The 17,150-nt window shown below is 40.8% G+C and carries 14 protein-coding genes; 10 read left to right on the top strand and 4 right to left on the bottom strand.

What is annotated here, in order from left to right; all coding sequences use genetic code 11:
• Positions 1–3 precede the first annotated feature (3 nt).
• Entirely contained in the window at positions 4–918 is a 915-nt protein-coding gene (locus BWD47_RS01775) for a hypothetical protein (protein ID WP_036972067.1), read from the top strand.
• 27 nt (positions 919–945) lie between these two features.
• On the opposite strand, the gene BWD47_RS01770 is transcribed toward BWD47_RS01775, so the two are convergent.
• On the bottom strand, positions 946–1,374 hold the full coding sequence (locus BWD47_RS01770; RefSeq protein ID WP_036972068.1) for an Lrp/AsnC family transcriptional regulator: 429 nt from the start codon (positions 1,372–1,374) through the stop codon (positions 946–948).
• 204 nt (positions 1,375–1,578) lie between these two features.
• Here BWD47_RS01770 and BWD47_RS01765 point away from each other — a divergent pair, with 204 nt between their 5' ends.
• The 5 genes from BWD47_RS01765 (at position 1,579) to BWD47_RS01745 (ending at position 7,813) form a co-directional block, all read left to right on the top strand.
• Positions 1,579–2,784, top strand: coding sequence for an aspartate aminotransferase family protein (locus BWD47_RS01765; protein ID WP_065979022.1), 1,206 nt, complete (start codon positions 1,579–1,581; stop codon positions 2,782–2,784).
• Positions 2,785–2,831: 47 nt separating this feature from the next.
• Positions 2,832–3,866, top strand: a complete 1,035-nt coding sequence (gene astA, locus BWD47_RS01760; RefSeq protein ID WP_036972072.1) for an arginine N-succinyltransferase — start codon at positions 2,832–2,834, stop codon at positions 3,864–3,866.
• A gap of 27 nt (positions 3,867–3,893) precedes the next feature.
• Positions 3,894–5,366: a succinylglutamate-semialdehyde dehydrogenase gene (gene astD / locus BWD47_RS01755; protein WP_075593447.1), complete on the top strand. Its 1,473-nt coding sequence runs from the start codon at positions 3,894–3,896 to the stop codon at positions 5,364–5,366.
• A 40-nt stretch (positions 5,367–5,406) separates the two neighbouring features.
• The gene (locus BWD47_RS01750) at positions 5,407–6,210 is read left to right on the top strand and encodes a DUF1338 domain-containing protein (protein ID WP_036972074.1); all 804 of its coding nucleotides are present in this window, start codon (positions 5,407–5,409) and stop codon (positions 6,208–6,210) included.
• Between the two features lie 379 nt (positions 6,211–6,589).
• Positions 6,590–7,813, top strand: a complete 1,224-nt coding sequence (locus BWD47_RS01745) for a type III PLP-dependent enzyme (RefSeq protein ID WP_036972076.1) — start codon at positions 6,590–6,592, stop codon at positions 7,811–7,813.
• 139 nt (positions 7,814–7,952) lie between these two features.
• On the opposite strand, the gene BWD47_RS01740 is transcribed toward BWD47_RS01745, so the two are convergent.
• From BWD47_RS01740 to BWD47_RS01730, 3 genes are all read right to left on the bottom strand, one after another.
• Positions 7,953–10,934 carry a TonB-dependent receptor gene (locus BWD47_RS01740; protein ID WP_036972078.1) on the bottom strand — a complete coding sequence of 994 codons (2,982 nt, stop codon included), beginning with the start codon at positions 10,932–10,934 and terminating at the stop codon, positions 7,953–7,955.
• Positions 10,935–11,209: 275 nt separating this feature from the next.
• Complete coding sequence (locus BWD47_RS01735; RefSeq protein ID WP_036972081.1) at positions 11,210–12,490, bottom strand: flavohemoglobin expression-modulating QEGLA motif protein; 1,281 nt, start codon at positions 12,488–12,490, stop codon at positions 11,210–11,212.
• Between the two features lie 78 nt (positions 12,491–12,568).
• Positions 12,569–13,429 carry a redoxin domain-containing protein gene (locus BWD47_RS01730; protein ID WP_065979298.1) on the bottom strand — a complete coding sequence of 287 codons (861 nt, stop codon included), beginning with the start codon at positions 13,427–13,429 and terminating at the stop codon, positions 12,569–12,571.
• Between the two features lie 193 nt (positions 13,430–13,622).
• Here BWD47_RS01730 and BWD47_RS01725 point away from each other — a divergent pair, with 193 nt between their 5' ends.
• From BWD47_RS01725 to BWD47_RS01710, 4 genes are all read left to right on the top strand, one after another.
• On the top strand, positions 13,623–13,883 hold the full coding sequence (locus BWD47_RS01725; RefSeq protein ID WP_036972083.1) for a DUF3081 domain-containing protein: 261 nt from the start codon (positions 13,623–13,625) through the stop codon (positions 13,881–13,883).
• 7 nt (positions 13,884–13,890) lie between these two features.
• Positions 13,891–14,187, top strand: a complete 297-nt coding sequence (locus BWD47_RS01720) for a hypothetical protein (protein WP_051501861.1) — start codon at positions 13,891–13,893, stop codon at positions 14,185–14,187.
• Positions 14,188–14,268: 81 nt separating this feature from the next.
• Positions 14,269–15,864, top strand: a complete 1,596-nt coding sequence (locus BWD47_RS01715; protein WP_036972087.1) for an AbgT family transporter — start codon at positions 14,269–14,271, stop codon at positions 15,862–15,864.
• A gap of 113 nt (positions 15,865–15,977) precedes the next feature.
• On the top strand, positions 15,978–16,943 hold the full coding sequence (locus BWD47_RS01710; RefSeq protein WP_083633609.1) for a Solitary outer membrane autotransporter beta-barrel domain: 966 nt from the start codon (positions 15,978–15,980) through the stop codon (positions 16,941–16,943).
• Positions 16,944–17,150 lie beyond the last annotated feature (207 nt).

The following is a 17,150-nucleotide window of genomic DNA, read 5'->3' as shown; positions in this document are numbered from 1 at the left end:
TTAATGTTAAAGAAAAGCGTATTCACCTTTTTTATCCTTGCCGTGACTGTTGTTGCAGCGCTGGTCGGGTCTTCTATTTACACCCTTTACAGTAAAAAGCGATTAACTGTTGATCCTAAAGTCAAAGAAATCTCTGGTATTGAATTTGATAAATACAAACGGCTTTGGGCAATAAACGACAGTGGCGATAAGCCTAAGTTATACCGCCTTAACCAAGATGGTTCAATTGCCAAAGAAATCCTTGTCACTAATGCCAAAAACATTGACTGGGAGGACATGACCCAAAACACCTTCGGGCATTTCTTCTTAGGCGATTTCGGCAATAATAAAAACGACAGAAAATGGCTAACAATTTATAAAATCGAAAACCCCATTGATATCAAAGGGGACACAACTGAAGCCGAAATCATCAAATTCACCTATCCAGAAATGGATGGCACCCCTATTGAGCCTGACAAACGAAACTTTGACCTAGAGGCCTTTGTCGCCTTCGGTCGTCATTTATACTTATTTACTAAAAATAGAACAGAACCATTTGATGGTATAACGAATGTCTATAAAGTAGGCGATCACGCTGCTAATTTTGACGCTGAGCTGATTGATTCATTTCAGACCTGTACCACATTAGAAAAGTTATGTTGGATCACCTCCGCGGCTTTAAGCCCCGATAGAACTAAGTTGGTTCTTCTCGATTCAACAAGTATCTGGCTATTTGAAAACTTTAAAGAAGACAAATTCTTTTCGGGTGATGTATCACGTATCGACCTAGGTATCGTTACTCAAAAAGAGGCTGTCACCTTTTATGATGACAACACCATCGTGTTTACCGATGAAGAATTTAAAGGCATTGGCGGCAATGCCTACGTCATAAAACTGGATGAAGTTGAAAAGAAAGTTATTCGTAAAGCAAGCAACTAAGCCAGCATTGAGCGCTAAATGGCCCTATTAGCGCTTAAACTTTGTTTCTAATATTACCGACGAAGTTGTTCTTTCTACTCCATCTAGATTACCTATATCATCAAGCAAATGACTCAATTTTTCGAGGTTTTGAGCTTGTACGACTGCAATCAAATCAAATTCACCACTAATCGCATAAAGCTGAGAAATTGCGTCAATTTGCTTCAGTTCTATATTCGTTTTTGTGGTTAACTTTTGTTTCACCTTAATTGATACATGCGCTGAGACCATTTGGCTTAAATAGGCATCACCGTAATCAACACTGTACCCTTTGATCACACCCGACTCTTCCAGCCTTAACATCCTACTTTGTACCGTAGAGCGTGATAAATTTAAGGCCCTTGCTAAATCCGACACACTTGCGCGAGCGTTAGTTTTTAATATCGCAAGCAACTTTTCATCTTGAGGAGTTATCATTTTGTTTAATTCTTTCGTCAATTTGCTTTTTATTTTAGTCAATTTACACAAAATAGCACTGCAAATTTAAGTTCGCAAACCAGATAATATAAATAATTGATAAGAAAAATAATCTCATCGTGCGTAACTAGGCAGGAACGGCTTAACTAACCTAGTTTTTGCAGTTTTAATTTTTTCATATTAAGCCAGATTTAGGTGCAACACATGCAAGTAACAAGAGAATTATTCAACGACGTAATGGTGCCAAACTATAACCCTTCAGAGGTTATCCCAGTTCGTGGCGAGGGTTCACGCGTGTGGGATCAAAACGGTAAAGAGTTTATCGACTTTGCAGGTGGTATTGCAGTGAACTGCTTAGGTCATTGTCACCCTGCCCTTGTTAATGCATTAAAAGAGCAAGGCGAGAAAATTTGGCATTTATCAAATGTAATGACGAACGAACCGGCATTGCGTTTGGCTAAGAAGCTCACTGATGCGACCTTTGCTGATAAGGTTTATTTTGCAAACTCAGGGGCAGAAGCAAACGAAGCAGCTTTAAAACTCGCGCGTCGTTGGGCATTAGATGTACATGGTGAACAAAAGAATCAAATTATTGCCTTTAATAAAGGCTTTCATGGCCGTACATTTTTTACTGTAACGGTAGGTGGTCAAGCGGCGTACTCGGATGGCTTTGGTCCAAAACCAGCTGCCATCGATCATTGTGATTACAATGACCTTGCTGCATTTGAAGCGCTTATCAGCGACAACACATGTGCGGTTATGATGGAACCTTTGCAAGGTGAAGGCGGTATTATTTCACCAACTAGCGACTTTGTTAAAGGGGTCCGCGCATTATGTGACAAACACAACGCACTTCTCATTTTTGATGAAGTACAAACGGGTGTTGGCCGCACAGGCGCTCTATACGCTTACCAAGATTTAGACGTAACACCTGATATCCTAACAACAGCAAAAGCACTGGGTGGTGGCTTCCCTATCGGTGCCATGATCACCAAAGCTGATATTGCCGAGCACCTAAAAGTAGGGACACATGGCTCTACTTATGGCGGTAATCCATTAGCGTGCGCTGTAGCTGAAGCGGCATTCGATACAGTTAACACACCAGACGTGCTTGCTGGAGTTAAAGAGCGCGAACAACTTTTACGTGATGGCTTAAAAGCCATTAACGAAAAATACGACGTATTTAGTGAAGTACGTGGTAAGGGTCTATTATTAGGTGCAGTGCTTAACAGTAAATATGAAGGCCGTTCTCGTGACTTCCTCGTTGCAAGCACTCAGCACGGTTTAATGAGCCTAGTTGCTGGCACAAATGTTGTGCGCTTTACGCCTTCTTTAGTGATCCCACTTGAAGATATCAAAGAAGGTTTAGCACGCTTTGAAAAAGCGGTTGCAGACGTTGTAAACGGTTAATCCAAGTTGGCGTGCTGTTAATTCAGCACGCCATCGGAGAGCAATGAATGCAAGTATTACGTCCAATTACTGCAAATGATTTTGCAGCTTTAAAGCAAATTGCCATTGAATCGGGCCATGGTTTTACCTCACTCCCGGTTGATGACAATTTATTGCTAGAAAAAATTGACCGCGCTGAACGCAGTTTTGCCAAAGACATCAATAAACCACATGATGAAACCTATTTATTTGTTTTAGAAGACAGTAAAACCGGTCAAGTCATTGGTACCACAGCCATTGAGGCTGCGGTAGGTATGTCGGTCCCACTTTATCATTATCACTTAGGTAAAACAGTCCATCATTCTCGCACGCTTAACGTGTATAACACGGTTGATATTTTGAGCATGTGTAATGATTACACAGGCTGTTCCGAAATTTGTACCTTATTTTTACGTGAGCAAAACCGTAAAGGGTTAACCGGGCGATTTTTATCACGCTCGCGCTTTTTATTTATGGCGCAGCACAGTGAGCGTTTTGCAGACACCGTTATCGCAGAAATGCGTGGTGTCAGTGATGAAAAAGGACATTCACCATTTTGGCAATGGTTACAAGAACACTTTTTTAGTATTGAGTTCCCACAAGCAGATCACTTAGTGGGCTTGGGCGATAAAGTATTCATTAGCGAACTCATGCCAAAATACCCAATTTATGCCAACCTTTTAAGCAAAAAAGCGCAAGCTGTGATTGGTAAAGTGCACGAAAAAACCAAACCAGCACTCAAACTACTCGAAAAAGAAGGGTTTGAGCATCGCGGCTATGTTGATCTATTCGATGCAGGCCCCACGGTAGAAGCAAAACTTGGCAATATTCGCAGCGTTCGTGAATCACAGGTATGCCCTATTACCATTGCTGAACTGGCGCATATAAACGAAAAAAGCTCAGACACATTGGCAATCTGCAATCAAGGTGTGAATGACTTTAGAGCCACATTCACAAAGCATGCTCATTATAACCACGCGAAACACACGCTTATTGTCAGCCAAGAAGTGGCCAATGCACTTAAATTAAAACAAGGGGATGCAGCGCGATTTTTCCGCCTGTAGCCGCTTAAGGAGATTACGGTGAGTCAAATAACTCAAGATACGCAATTAATAAATAACCAGTGGCAGCATGGTCTAGGCCACGAGTTCAACTCTGTTAACCCAAGCAATGGTGATATTGTTTGGCAAGGTAAAACAGCCACAGCAGAGCAAGTGGATGCTGCCATAAAAGCAGCACGAGAAGCACAACTAGACTGGGCAGACAAAACCGTTGATGAACGCATTGCAGTATTAGAGCGCTTCGCAGACCAATTAAAAGAACATAGCGAAGAGTTTGCAACAATTATTGCCCGTGAAACAGGTAAGCCATTATGGGAAACGCGCACTGAAGTAGGCGCGATGACAGGTAAAATTGCTATTTCAATTAAAGCATACCACGAACGTACTGGCACAACCGAAAACCCAATGCCAGGCGCCAAAGCGTTTATTCGACACAAACCACACGGTGTTGTCGCAGTGTTTGGCCCTTACAATTTCCCTGGTCACTTACCAAATGGCCACATTGTTCCTGCTATTTTAGCGGGGAATACCGTGGTGTTTAAACCTTCTGAACTGACCCCCCATGTTGCAGAGTTTACATTAAAACTGTGGCTAAAAGCCGGTTTACCAGCAGGTGTCATCAACCTTGTACAAGGTGAAGTGGATACTGGGATTGCCCTTGCCAGCCATAAAGATATTGATGGTTTATTCTTTACCGGCAGCTCAAACACAGGTCACCTAATACATAAACAATTTGCAGGCAACCCAAGTAAAATTTTAGCGTTGGAGATGGGCGGTAATAACCCGCTTATTGTAAAAGATGTCGCTGATATCAACGCTGCGGTTCACGATATCATTCAATCAGGTTTTATTACCTCAGGTCAACGCTGTACCTGTGCACGCCGATTATTCATTGAGAATACACAAAATGGTGATGCTATCTTAGACAAATTAGTGGCAGCAACTAAGCACATTGTCGTCGCAGATAGCTTTAGTGAAGAGCAGCCATTTATGGGCGCAATGATCAGCGAAAAAGCAGCGCTTGGCATGGTTGCTGCGCAGCAACAACTTATTGAAATGGGGGCAACTCCCCTTGTTGAACTAACACATCTACAACCGGGCACAGGCTTTGTAAGCCCAGGAATTATTGATGTGACGAATGTAAAAGAGATGCCTGATGAAGAGCACTTTGGACCACTCATCAAGGTATATCGCTATACAGACTTTGATAGCGCGATTGAAGAAGCAAATAACACCGCATTTGGTTTATCTGCCGGTTTATTAAGTGATGCAAGTGCAGACTATGATCACTTCTTAAAACGTATTCGTGCTGGTATTGTTAACTGGAATCGTCCAATAACAGGGGCTTCTAGCGCCGCACCGTTTGGTGGTATTGGGGCAAGCGGAAACCACAGAGCAAGCGCATACTATGCAGCAGACTACTGTGCATACCCTGTTGCTTCTGTAGAGGCCGACAAAGTTAACTTACCTCAAACCCTTGCGCCGGGCTTAATTATTGAATAATTGATTGGCGGTCTTACCGCCTTAAATGAAGGAATTTAAAATGCACACAGATGTAAATGCCCTATTTGAAAAACTATGGGATAACTATTTATCAGTTACGCCTTCGGCAGTGAAAGTTCATGAGTTACTGGGTTCGACACAAAAAGATGATGTAATAAACGACCACATTGCATTACGAACTTTTAACCATGAAAAGATTGGCCTAGAAAAGCTCGCAGCCCACTTCTTAGCCGTGGGCTATAAAGAGTGTGGTGAATACCACTTCGAAGCAAAAAAACTGTATGCAAAGCACTATGAACATTCAGATCCGAAACAACCTAAAGTGTTTATTTCTGAATTACTTGTAGAGCAATGTTCAGCAGAGTTACAAGCCATTGTTAACGACATGGTAGAAAAAATTGATGCCGATGCCGTCAATGCTGATAACTTTTTATACTCAGGGACTCATTGGCAAGTAAGCTCAGACACTTACAAAAAACTATTAGCTGAGAGTGAATATGCAGCGTGGATGTCAGCATGGGGCTACCGTGCCAATCACTTCACAGTTAGCATTAACGAACTTGCCAAGTTTGATAACATTGAGAGCGTAAACCAAGCATTGAAAGACGCAGGCTTTGCACTCAATACCTCTGGCGGTGAAATTAAAGGCTCACCAGAGGTACTTCTTGAGCAATCATCAACTTTAGCTGATGACAGTGAAGTAGAATTTAGTGATGGTAAAATGGCAGTACCAAGCTGTTTTTACGAGTTCGCGCTACGTTATCCAAAACCCGATGGCGAACTTTACACGGGCTTTGTGGCGGCCTCTGCTGATAAAATATTTGAAAGTACCAATGCACGCTAATTAGCGGCAAGGTTCTGCAATTATAGAATTGATAAATCCCCTTTTTAAAGGGGATTTTTTTCGTTTAACAAACAATATTAATCCATAGAATAAATATTATTAATCGATTTATACCCTTGAAAAATAACAATAAAAAATTATTTTTATTTTCCTAAAAAATTTTATTGCACAAATAAAAAACCAGATCTATTATCTCGCTGCTTCTTGATGATAGCCAATCCGAGTACATTACAAACCCTGTTTGTAGCAAGGCGATAGAGCAACTATCCAAGAGTGAATTTGATTGCACACCCTTTATAAATATGTGCGCTTTTAATGACACTCAACTGACTCGGACTTCCATTTTTACCGAGCGGTTGCTTAATTGCCGGAGAGTAAAATGGCTATTTCAACACTTACACAAGACTTAACAATCAAAGTACCTGCAGCTACGGTTGCTGCAAACCAAACATTACATTTTGCACAACCGTCAAATCAACTTATTGAGCAATTAGTTGCACAACACGGTGCCCCGCTAATGGTTTTAGACTGCGAGTCTGTTCGCCAACAGTACCGAGCTTTAAGCCGTGCTTTGCCGGGTGTGACTTTATACTTTGCACTGAAACCACTCCCGCATGCTGCTGTTGTACGAACTTTACTTGAAGAAGGTGCAAGCTTTGACTTAGCAACCAGTGGGGAAATTGATTTAGTTGCAAACCAAGGCGTGCCCAGTGAGCGTACTATTCACACTCACCCAATAAAACGCGATGCAGACATTCGTGATGCACTTGAATACGGTTGCAATGTGTTTGTGGTTGATAACATCAACGAACTCGAAAAGTTCATTGCATACAAAGACGACGTTGAACTTCTTGTTCGCTTAAGCTTTCGTAATGCAGACTCATTTGCTGATCTATCGAAAAAGTTTGGTTGCAGCCCTGCAATGGCGATTGACATTATTACCTACGCACAGCAACTGGGTATTCGTATTAAAGGTTTATCGTTCCATGTTGGTTCGCAGACAGCAAGCCCAAGCAAGTACGTTACAGCAATTTCAGCATGTAACCACGTAATTAATGAAGTGACAGCGCTGGGATTACCTGCATTAAGCACGCTTGATATTGGTGGCGGTTTCCCTGTGCCTTATAACAAAGATGTACTGCCTATTGATGAGTTTTGTGCGCCAATAAACGACGCGTTAGCGCAATTACCAGACACCGTTCGTGTAATTGCTGAACCCGGCCGCTTTATTGTTGCCGGTGCCGTCACCAGTGTTGCATCAGTCATGGGTCAAGCTGTACGCGAAGGCAAACCATGGTATTACTTAGATGATGGTATCTATGGCTCATTCAGTGGTTTACTTTTTGACGAAGCGAGTTACCCGATTGATTCATTAAAACAATCAGGCGAGCGCGTAGAATCGGTACTGGCAGGCCCAACATGTGACAGTATTGACGTAGTAAGTGAGTCAATTATGCTACCAAAACTAAACAACGGTGATTTAATCATCAGTCGCATGATGGGTGCATATACATTAGCAACCGCAACCGACTTTAACTTTTTTAAACGTGCAGAAGTCATTGTGTTAAACGATGTTGTACACGTTGATGCACTAACAGGTTAACAAGTTCCTCGACAAAGCATGCAAGGCAAACATGCTTTAACTCTACAAAACGCAGCTGCTCATTCCAGCTGCGTTTTTTTATTAAAAAAGCCTTTTCAAATGAAAAGGCTTTAATTATTAAACGACTTAGAGTGCTGTCTTAAAACTTAAAGCTTGCGCTTAAACGAACATAACGCGGCTTTTGATAGTTAGTTGCTAACAAGTAATCTGGGTTAGCTGCACCTCGATAACCACCAAAATCCGGATCATATGCTGAAATAAACTCTGCAGTTTCATTGTATTCCGTTATTTCATCATTGTTGAATACATTGAATACATCCGCTCTAAATGTTAAGTCATGCTCAGAAATTTTCATGTTATATTGCAGACTTAAATCTAGGTTCCAAGTGTTTGGTGTGCGTCCTGCACTGCCACGAGGCACTAGCTCACCGTCTTTATAGAATGCTTCTGCACCATATAAAGATGCAAAGGCATCAGTTGGGTGTAGACCAAATGCTCCATAAGGACGACCAGTACGCCAGAAGAAATTAGAACCCATTGTTAGGTTTTCTGTAATTTCATAAGCAAACTGCATCTTAACCTGATGGCGTCTGTCATTTGGTAAGTTACCAGACGCACCATCCGTTAAGCCTGGTTGGTCAAAGTTAGTTGTTAAACCAGCATCGGTCTGTTCATTATCTGAACGAACATAACCTTCATTATTACCCCAGCTATGTGACCATGTGTAGGTAAAGTCTAACATCCAGCCATCAGCCCATGCTTTATTGAAGTTCACATCAACAGCACCATACTGACGCTCAGCTTTAGGATAGCCTAAATCTGAATTTGGAATCGTGTAGGCTCCGTATGCAAGTGGACCATCGCCATCAGGGTCAGTGGTAATTGTTACGTCTTCACCTGGATTTGTTAGTACATAATAATGGAAACCATCACACATGGTACATGAACTACCAAACTCTCGCTCAACATAATCGTTAAAGCCTTTATCGATAGCGATATCTTCTAATGAGCTTTTCAAGTCACGGTATGTTGCTTTTACACCCATACTCCAATCTTCAGTTAATACCGTTTGGAAACCTAAGATAAACTCATCTTGATACATTGGCTCAATGTCAGCGTTAACTGTTTCATCCGTGCCTTTTAACGTACCATCAGCAAGGATATCTTTTGCCGACAATGCTTCTCCAAGAATAGGCGCCTTCGAAATATCATCTGCAATTCCTAACACTTCGAAAAACTGACGAGTGTACAGTTCATCACCAGCTAGACGAATGTTGGTATTTGTTGCAACTGGTAAGAAGTAACGACCGTAGTTTGCAAATACTTTAAACTCGCCTTCACCGAATGGGTCCCAACTTGCACCTAAGCGCGGCGCCCATTGATCTGACACATCAACAAATTTTTGATTTTCTTTATTATAGTTTTCGAAGGTTTCATTACGTAAACCAAGTGATAGGGTTAAGTTATCGGTCACTGTCCACGTATCAGTAATATAGTATGCAGAGCTTTTCGTTGTGAAATCACCGTTGTTTATATAAAACTCTTGGCGAACCACACCACAGCTAGACGGATCACCGGCTTTCACAGCATCTAAATCATCACAGCCTTGATAACGATAAGCAACACCACCTGAACGTTGAGTATTCTCAGTAGAATCAAGCTCTTCATAATCTAGACCAAAACGTAGTGTATGAGAATCTGTCGCATACCAGTCAAAATCAAGACGATATGCAGTACGTTTATCTTCTTGTAAACTAGGCGAGCTTAAGGCCCACTCGCCTAAATCAGTACCGCTAAAGCGCTCGTAAACCATAGGGTATTCACCAAACGGACTCGAACCAGCGTTTACATTACTGTAGTTCGCTTCGTTAATTCCACCCATCGCACTGACCGTTAAAGTGTCAGATAAAATACCTGTGTATTTTAATGAATAAGTCTTACCACCGCGTTTTAAAGTATAGTCACCTCGACGGCTAGTAATTTGACTTGCCTCTGGATCCCAATTGTATTTAATACTATCAAGATCACTTGAACTATCCCAACCCGTGAACTCTAAGATGTGATCATCTGTAATATAGTAATCAAGTTTAAGTGCTACAAATAAGTCGCCTGACTCACGTTCATACTTATTAGAAGTTGATGCATAGTCAGAGACACGTTCGTTGTAATTAACTAAACCAAAAAAGAATAACTTATCTTCAACAATTGAACCGCCAGCCCATAAGTTATAGTCATTTTCACCAACTTTACGCTGACTTTGGTCGCCATTAAAATATTCAGTGCCGTAAAGATCGACCCCTTCCTCTGTACGATATGTTTGTGGAATGTCTTCTGCCATTGAGCTTGGCTCGAAATAGGTGCTCGCACCCCATACAAATTCATTTGTACCACGTTTGGTTGTCGCGTTGACTACCCCACCAGTAGAGCGACCAAATTCTGCAGAGTAGCCACCGGTTTTAACTTCAAATGTATCGTAAAATTCAAATGGTACATCTGCACCACCTAAACCGTTTCTGAAGTTAGTTACGTTCATGCCATTCACATAGTAACTATTTTCACCCACTGACGCGCCACCAAATGATGCTAAATTACCGAAACCTGCATCACCTTGTGTCGTTCCTGGCGCTAATAATGCAACTGAAGTTACATCACGTGCGACTGGTACGCGTGCCAATAATTCTTGGTCAACAAAAGTAACAGACTCACTTGATGAAACATCAATTGAACTAATTCGATTACCCATCACTTCAATCACTTCAGGTTTTTCTCCTGATGCGTATAGCGTCACAGGTAAACTTGTTTTAACACCCATATTGATTCTTAAACCAGACTCTTGAGCCAGTACATAACCGTCTTTTTTTACAGACACGGTATAAGAACCCGTTGGTAATAGAGGAAAACGGTATGAGCCATTTTCTGATGTAACAAGTGTACGTGTTAGGCCTGTTTCTTCATTTTTTATTTCTATTACAGCCCCTGACAATTGCTGACCCTGGCTAGATTCCACAACACCTGTTAAAAAGCCCGATGATGCACTATCTGCAGCCATTACATTGTGTGCGCTCAATGCACCCATAATAGTCAACGCTATTATGCTTTTTTTATAATTATTAAATCCCATTTGGACACCTCTCGTTATTGTTACCAAAATGTAACATATCTTTTCTATCACTATATCGTTTACAACAACAGTAAGATGAGTAACAAAAATAAAAACATAACGTTAGCATCATGTAAATTAGCGAAAAGGAGGTTATACGGGGGCTGTAAGAAAAACCAGGCTGTTTACATAAAAGAAACAAAAGTATATATCGTAAACAAAAATTTACGATATATACTAAATTTAGATGGAATTTGCTTTATATAATTATTGCATTACTTTTGAGTTTTTTATTCTTAAATAAACAAAGGTTTATAGTCATTCTCAAGTTGTTCAAATGACAAGTTGCCAATAAAACGCCCGAAACTGAGCCACGTGGCTAAACCTCTTAAATCTTTGAAATGTGGAGGAATAAATTTAGGATCTTCAATCACTCCTAAGTCATGTAATTGTGAGATAAGCCTAAAATCATCAATTGAGATTTTACCGACTAACAATAAATGTAATTGATCAATGCGACCTAACTGAATTGCAACACGGATCAAGTTATACACCAACACAAAACCTTTAATGTAAGCAATGTCTTTCGTAAATGGCAGACCCGTTGCTGTGCTTCCTCTAAAGACACGTTGCGTTAACGTATAGCTGTCGTCTTTACTTAGCCCTTGCGCAATATAATCTCGATAAATATCAACAAACTCTGCACCATCAATTACTTTGGTAATACCTTGAATACGATTAACTAATTTAGCTAACCGCCTTGGTGTTGACTTAAGCGTAATTATTTCTGTCAAAACAGCTAAGCCTTCTTGGGTAACTGTTGAGCTTGGGGTGCCCTTACTTAAACAGGTTAAATAAGGTTGAGCTAAACCATTTTGCGTGGTGCCGACGTGGATCCAGCCTTCATGCACTTCAAGAATATCAAGCTCTCGTTGTGAGAATTTCACATCTTGATTCAGCTTAATATTGTCAGCCCCTGCTGCTGCATCACTGACAATACCATCACTTAAAATAACTTCTACATTTATACCCGGCATACTCTGCTTCACTTGCTCAGCCAGAATCTTTACCGCATCCACTGCCTCAATATTTTTTGGGTCATCGGGTAAAATGTCTGCATCAAGCATGCTTTTGAGGGGTTGTTCTAACATCGTAGCCAATTCAGCAAGCGAAGGCTCACCCGCATGGAATAAATCTTTTGGGTGACCAAATAACTCCACCGACAGGTCATGAAACTCGGGGGTTCCACGATATTCAATCATACTAAGTACGGTTTTATACTCTGTGCACATTTTACTCATGTACTGTGCAATAGGATTTAACTGACCGAGTTGACTGATGATATCGCGGTTAAGATCTGAAAATGCTCGGCGTAAATCACTTGGCACAAAACCAAGGTCACGCTGTTGGTAATAGGCTTGGTCAACAGTCGGGTTTTTTTGACATTTATGTTTAAAAAACTCTTCTTTGATCTGTTTATCCCAATTAATCGCATCAAGAATTCTGATCGGAGTTTGTAGGGCGATTAATCGGTCAGATAATTCGCGAGTTTTTGTTAATAATGCCTTATCAATCATGCTTTAAGCTCACAAGTAAATGAGCTTTGAGCATAGGCTAAATTCAGTGAATTACAAAGCAAATTCGCAGCGTTTTGACTAAAATTTTTCGCGTTTTGCGACACGCTTTCCATTCTCAAAGATTAATAAACTTGGCACCGAATTTATCCCGTATTCAATAAATAAATCATTACCATAGTCAATTGAAACCGGCATATTGGCGGTAAATTTTTTAACATACTCAGCGACCGCATTATGGTCTGTCCAAAGCTGACTCACTTTTACTTCCACATCAATTCCCTGTACTGCAAGTTCATTAATGTACTTTTGAGCAAGTACACATTGCTTGGCCATTTGTGGACGGGTATCAGCTAAATACCAATCGCACCACGTTGTTGTAAACAACACCGCTTTTTTAGCGTCTTTGGGGATCACTAATTGCGTGCCACTCTTTTGCTTTTCATTAAGCAGCCTTACTTTATCAACTCGGCCATTGTGCGAGAGTAACCGTAACGTATTATCGAGCGGCTGATCGGCATCATGCCCTTGAAAAATCACATTTTGGTTATTATCAATTAAGACATGAAAAGGCGTACCTAAAAACTCATAATGCTTTGCAACCTTCGCTGTATGGTCTGTGTACATAGGCATTGTGAGTGAAAACTGGTTTTCAACTTTCGCAACGGCATCCGCGTTATCATTAAGGTCTATATTGATAGCGATAAACTGAATTTTATCACCGTACTGTTCATAACTTCGTTGAAAATGTGGCATTTGCTGCATACAAGGTTTACACCACGTGGCCCAGAATTTTAAGTAAACAGGTTTTTGTCCAAATAGGCTATTAAGACTAACCTCTTCGCCTGTGTGGGTTTGTAAAGTGAGTGGAGGTTGCGCTGACAACGGACTTCCTATACTCATAAGTAACGTGAATAAAATTGTAATAGCTAAACGGCTCATACGGTCACCTGCAAATAGAAAACAGTTTAGTGGTGGGGTGTCGCTAAGGTATTGTAAATTTTCGACACCCACGGCACTTTTTTTGTTTTTTAATGACCTAACGCAAAACACTGGCGTATGAAAATTCACATTACACAAAATAGCACTAAACTTTTTATAGGTATTTAACGTACTGAGAATAAAAGGAGTCATCATGAAAAATGAATTAGACGGTAAATTAATTCTTTCTGTTTACGAAAAAATTATCCAACACGGTGAAGACCATGAAGACGGCAAGCTCTATGAAGGCATTTGCGCTTTCTCTGATATTGATGGCTACACCGTTTACTTAAAGGGCAGTGGTGTTTTGCTTCGCTTTGGTTTTCATAATACTTATCACCTTGATTACCAACATGAGAAGAATAAAGACGACTTTATAAAGAAAATTCAATTTATTGCTAACGAGGAGCACTAACTTAACAATGTCGCGACGTGTAAAAGCTGAATCAAAGCAGCAAGTTGCTTACATAAATGAGGTAATTAGCGCACTGAAGGATGATCCTCGTAAGTTAGACATCATTCGTAAAAACTTGGACTTTTATCGCGAACAAAGCTTTCTCAAACGAGGTTTCTTGCTAGCAATAGAACGTTTCGATTGGGTCTTTGAAGCCAGTAACGGTGTAGACGAAGTGTGTGCGCAAATTCTTGCCGATGATTATATCGGTAAACGTTTACGCCGTTATCCTTTGCTGTACAAAGGGGTAATCAACCGCACTTAAAACATATCTTATCGCTAAAAACATGACCCAGAGGTCAAAAAATGCTAGGTTAACGCCATTTTGTAATTATGAGAACTGGATATGTCAAAAGCAGTAGATTCACCAACCACAAACGATGGTGATAACAATGGATTGTTTAACAGGTTCCTAGCGACTGTCGAATTTTTAGGGAATATGCTCCCCCACCCAATCACACTCTTTGCAATGTTTTGTGTAGCAATTATTGTTTTTAGCGGTGTTGCAGATTGGTTTGGATTAAGTGCCATAGACCCGCGCCCCGAAGGTGCCGCTGGCCGCGATCCTGATGGTGTGATTGAAGTAGTCAGCTTACTTAGCGCTGAAGGCTTGCAACGTATTGTGACAGGTCTTGTAACCAACTTCACCAGTTTCGCCCCGCTGGGCACTGTATTAGTTGCTCTGTTAGGTGTCAGTGTTGCTGAACATTCGGGACTACTCTCTGCAGCAATGCGCGGTATGGTCATGGGTGCATCAAAACGTTTAGTCACGTTTATGGTGGTCTTTGCGGCAATATTATCAAATACTGCATCTGAGCTTGGTTATGTTGTATTAATTCCTTTAGCCGCAATGATTTTCCACAGCTTGGGGCGTCATCCATTAGCAGGTCTTGCTGCAGCATTTGCAGGGGTATCCGGTGGTTACAGTGCGAATCTATTGCTAGGTACGATTGATCCACTGTTAGCGGGTATTACGACACCCGCGGCACAAATGATTGATCCCAATTATCAAGTAGGCGCCGAAGCTAACTGGTATTTCATGATGATTTCGGTATTCCTAATCGCTATTTTAGGCACTTTCGTTACCGAAAAGATTGTTGAACCACGCTTAGGTAAATACAACCCAGAAGAAGCAAGTAATGACTTACCTAAAAACGATATCGCAGGCTTAACGGCAAAAGAAAAATCAGGATTAAAGTGGGCGGGTGTCTCATTATTGGTTGTATCGCTGTTACTTGCATGGACCATTGTTCCTGACGATGGCATTTTGCGTAACCCTGAAACAGGCTTAGTTGCACACTCACCTTTCTTAAAAGGTATCGTGGTTTTTATTTTTGTCACGTTTGGTATTCCTGGATTTGTCTATGGCCGAGTTGTCGGCACGATGAAAAACGATAAAGACGTCATCGATGCGATGAGTAAAAGTATGAGCTCTATGGGCATGTATATCGTCCTGGTGTTCTTTGCAGCTCAATTTGTTGCCTTTTTCAAATGGACTAATCTAGGTACTATTTTAGCTATCAATGGTGCTGCACTTCTGCAAGCTTTAAACCTAACAGGCCCAGAGGTTTTCGTACTCTTTATTTTAATGTGTGCGCTAGTTAACTTGAGTTTAGGCTCATCCTCTGCACAGTGGGCAGTAACAGCACCTATTTTCGTACCTATGTTAATGCTAATTGGCTACGCACCCGAAACCATTCAAGCGGCATACCGTATAGGTGACTCTGTGACAAACTTAATTACACCAATGATGAGCTACTTTGGTTTAATTTTGGCGGTTGCCACTAAATACAAAAAAGACATGGGTATTGGCACACTTGTCGCCACTATGTTGCCTTATAGCATGATTTTCTTTGTCGGTTGGGTTGCCCTATTTTATCTTTGGGTATTTGTATTAGGCCTTCCGGTTGGACCTGAATCACCTATTTATTACCAACCTTAATCACGATTAACGTTTAAAAGCCAAGTAGAATACTTGGCTTTTTTGTTTCGATTGTTGTGAGGCTGTGTATATACTTCTATGATTATTACTCCTGTTCCTATCCTTTATTTTTTATGACGTTACCGATAAAAGTCTGTGCTTTACTATGCTGTGTAATGACTTTCAGTTTGCAAGCAAACCCAACCAAACAGCTTGAAACTGCCTTATCAACGTCTTTAGTACTTACCGATGGCGACAGTATTACCTTGGGGTTTGGTGATTTTGATCCTCAAAAAATATTTAACCCTCACTTTACCAATAAAGATGGCGAGAGCATTGCCCTTCACAAAAAGTTGCGCTTATACAGTGTTCCTTTCTCATGGGAGGCAAAACAGCCCTACTATGAACATAAGTGGCATATAAACGGCCGGGTCAGTTATTTGAATCAAGCTGATTTCATTTCACTCTTTGACGAAGCCCAATCCGACTCTATTTCTGAAACTGTCTATAGCGCCACGTTTGGCATTAATGCTGAAAAAGCACTCGGCTCAAAATGGTCCTATATTATTGGCTTAAATAGCCACTACCTACATTACGACAATGACTACGATTATAACTCTCAGCAAAGCCGTGACGTATTAAAACCGCTAACCAACAATCTCTATACTAATTTAAACAGTAATGCGCTGGTGTTAAATCCCAGCCTGTCTATGGTTTATAGATTGCCTCGACATTGGGGCTATTATGAATATAAGTTAAATATTAATTATTATTACGGCTGGGCTTTATCACAACCTAACGAAATTGAAAGTGCAAAGCCTGAAACAACACGGATACTTAATGGCATAAAAGCTAAATTTAATATGTTCAAAGTGGGCCCCTTTGAACAAGCTTTCTACATTAAAGGGCAACGCATTGACTTAGGTGGAGACAGCCAAGCTGCGTTTGGCACTGATCACTTTTATGAATATGGCCTTGGCTTTTTGTGGGACAGCCGTCACTGGACCTCATGGTTCGATAATTTTGGTATTGGTATCAATATTCATAGTGGGAGTAGTCTAGAGGGAGCCGCCATTGTGCTTTACTTCAATGAAATTTAGTTACTCAATTTTGATAGTTATTTCTCTTTTAAAGCACAACAATCAAATTTAAAACTAAGATGTACATTTTTAATCCGACAGATTAGAGTAAATACATAAAAGCAGTGTAAAAAGGGATGAAAACACATTTTATCATCCTAAGTAACCACGCCTTTACTGAATAAGTCATCATAGACTGAGCATACGTGCGTGCGAACTGTTTATACC

It is taken from the genome of Pseudoalteromonas sp. PAB 2.2 (assembly GCF_001938575.1).
GTDB lineage: Bacteria > Pseudomonadota > Gammaproteobacteria > Enterobacterales > Alteromonadaceae > Pseudoalteromonas > Pseudoalteromonas lipolytica.
Note: the sequence above shows the minus strand (reverse complement) of the source record. Positions and strands in the feature narration are given on the sequence as shown.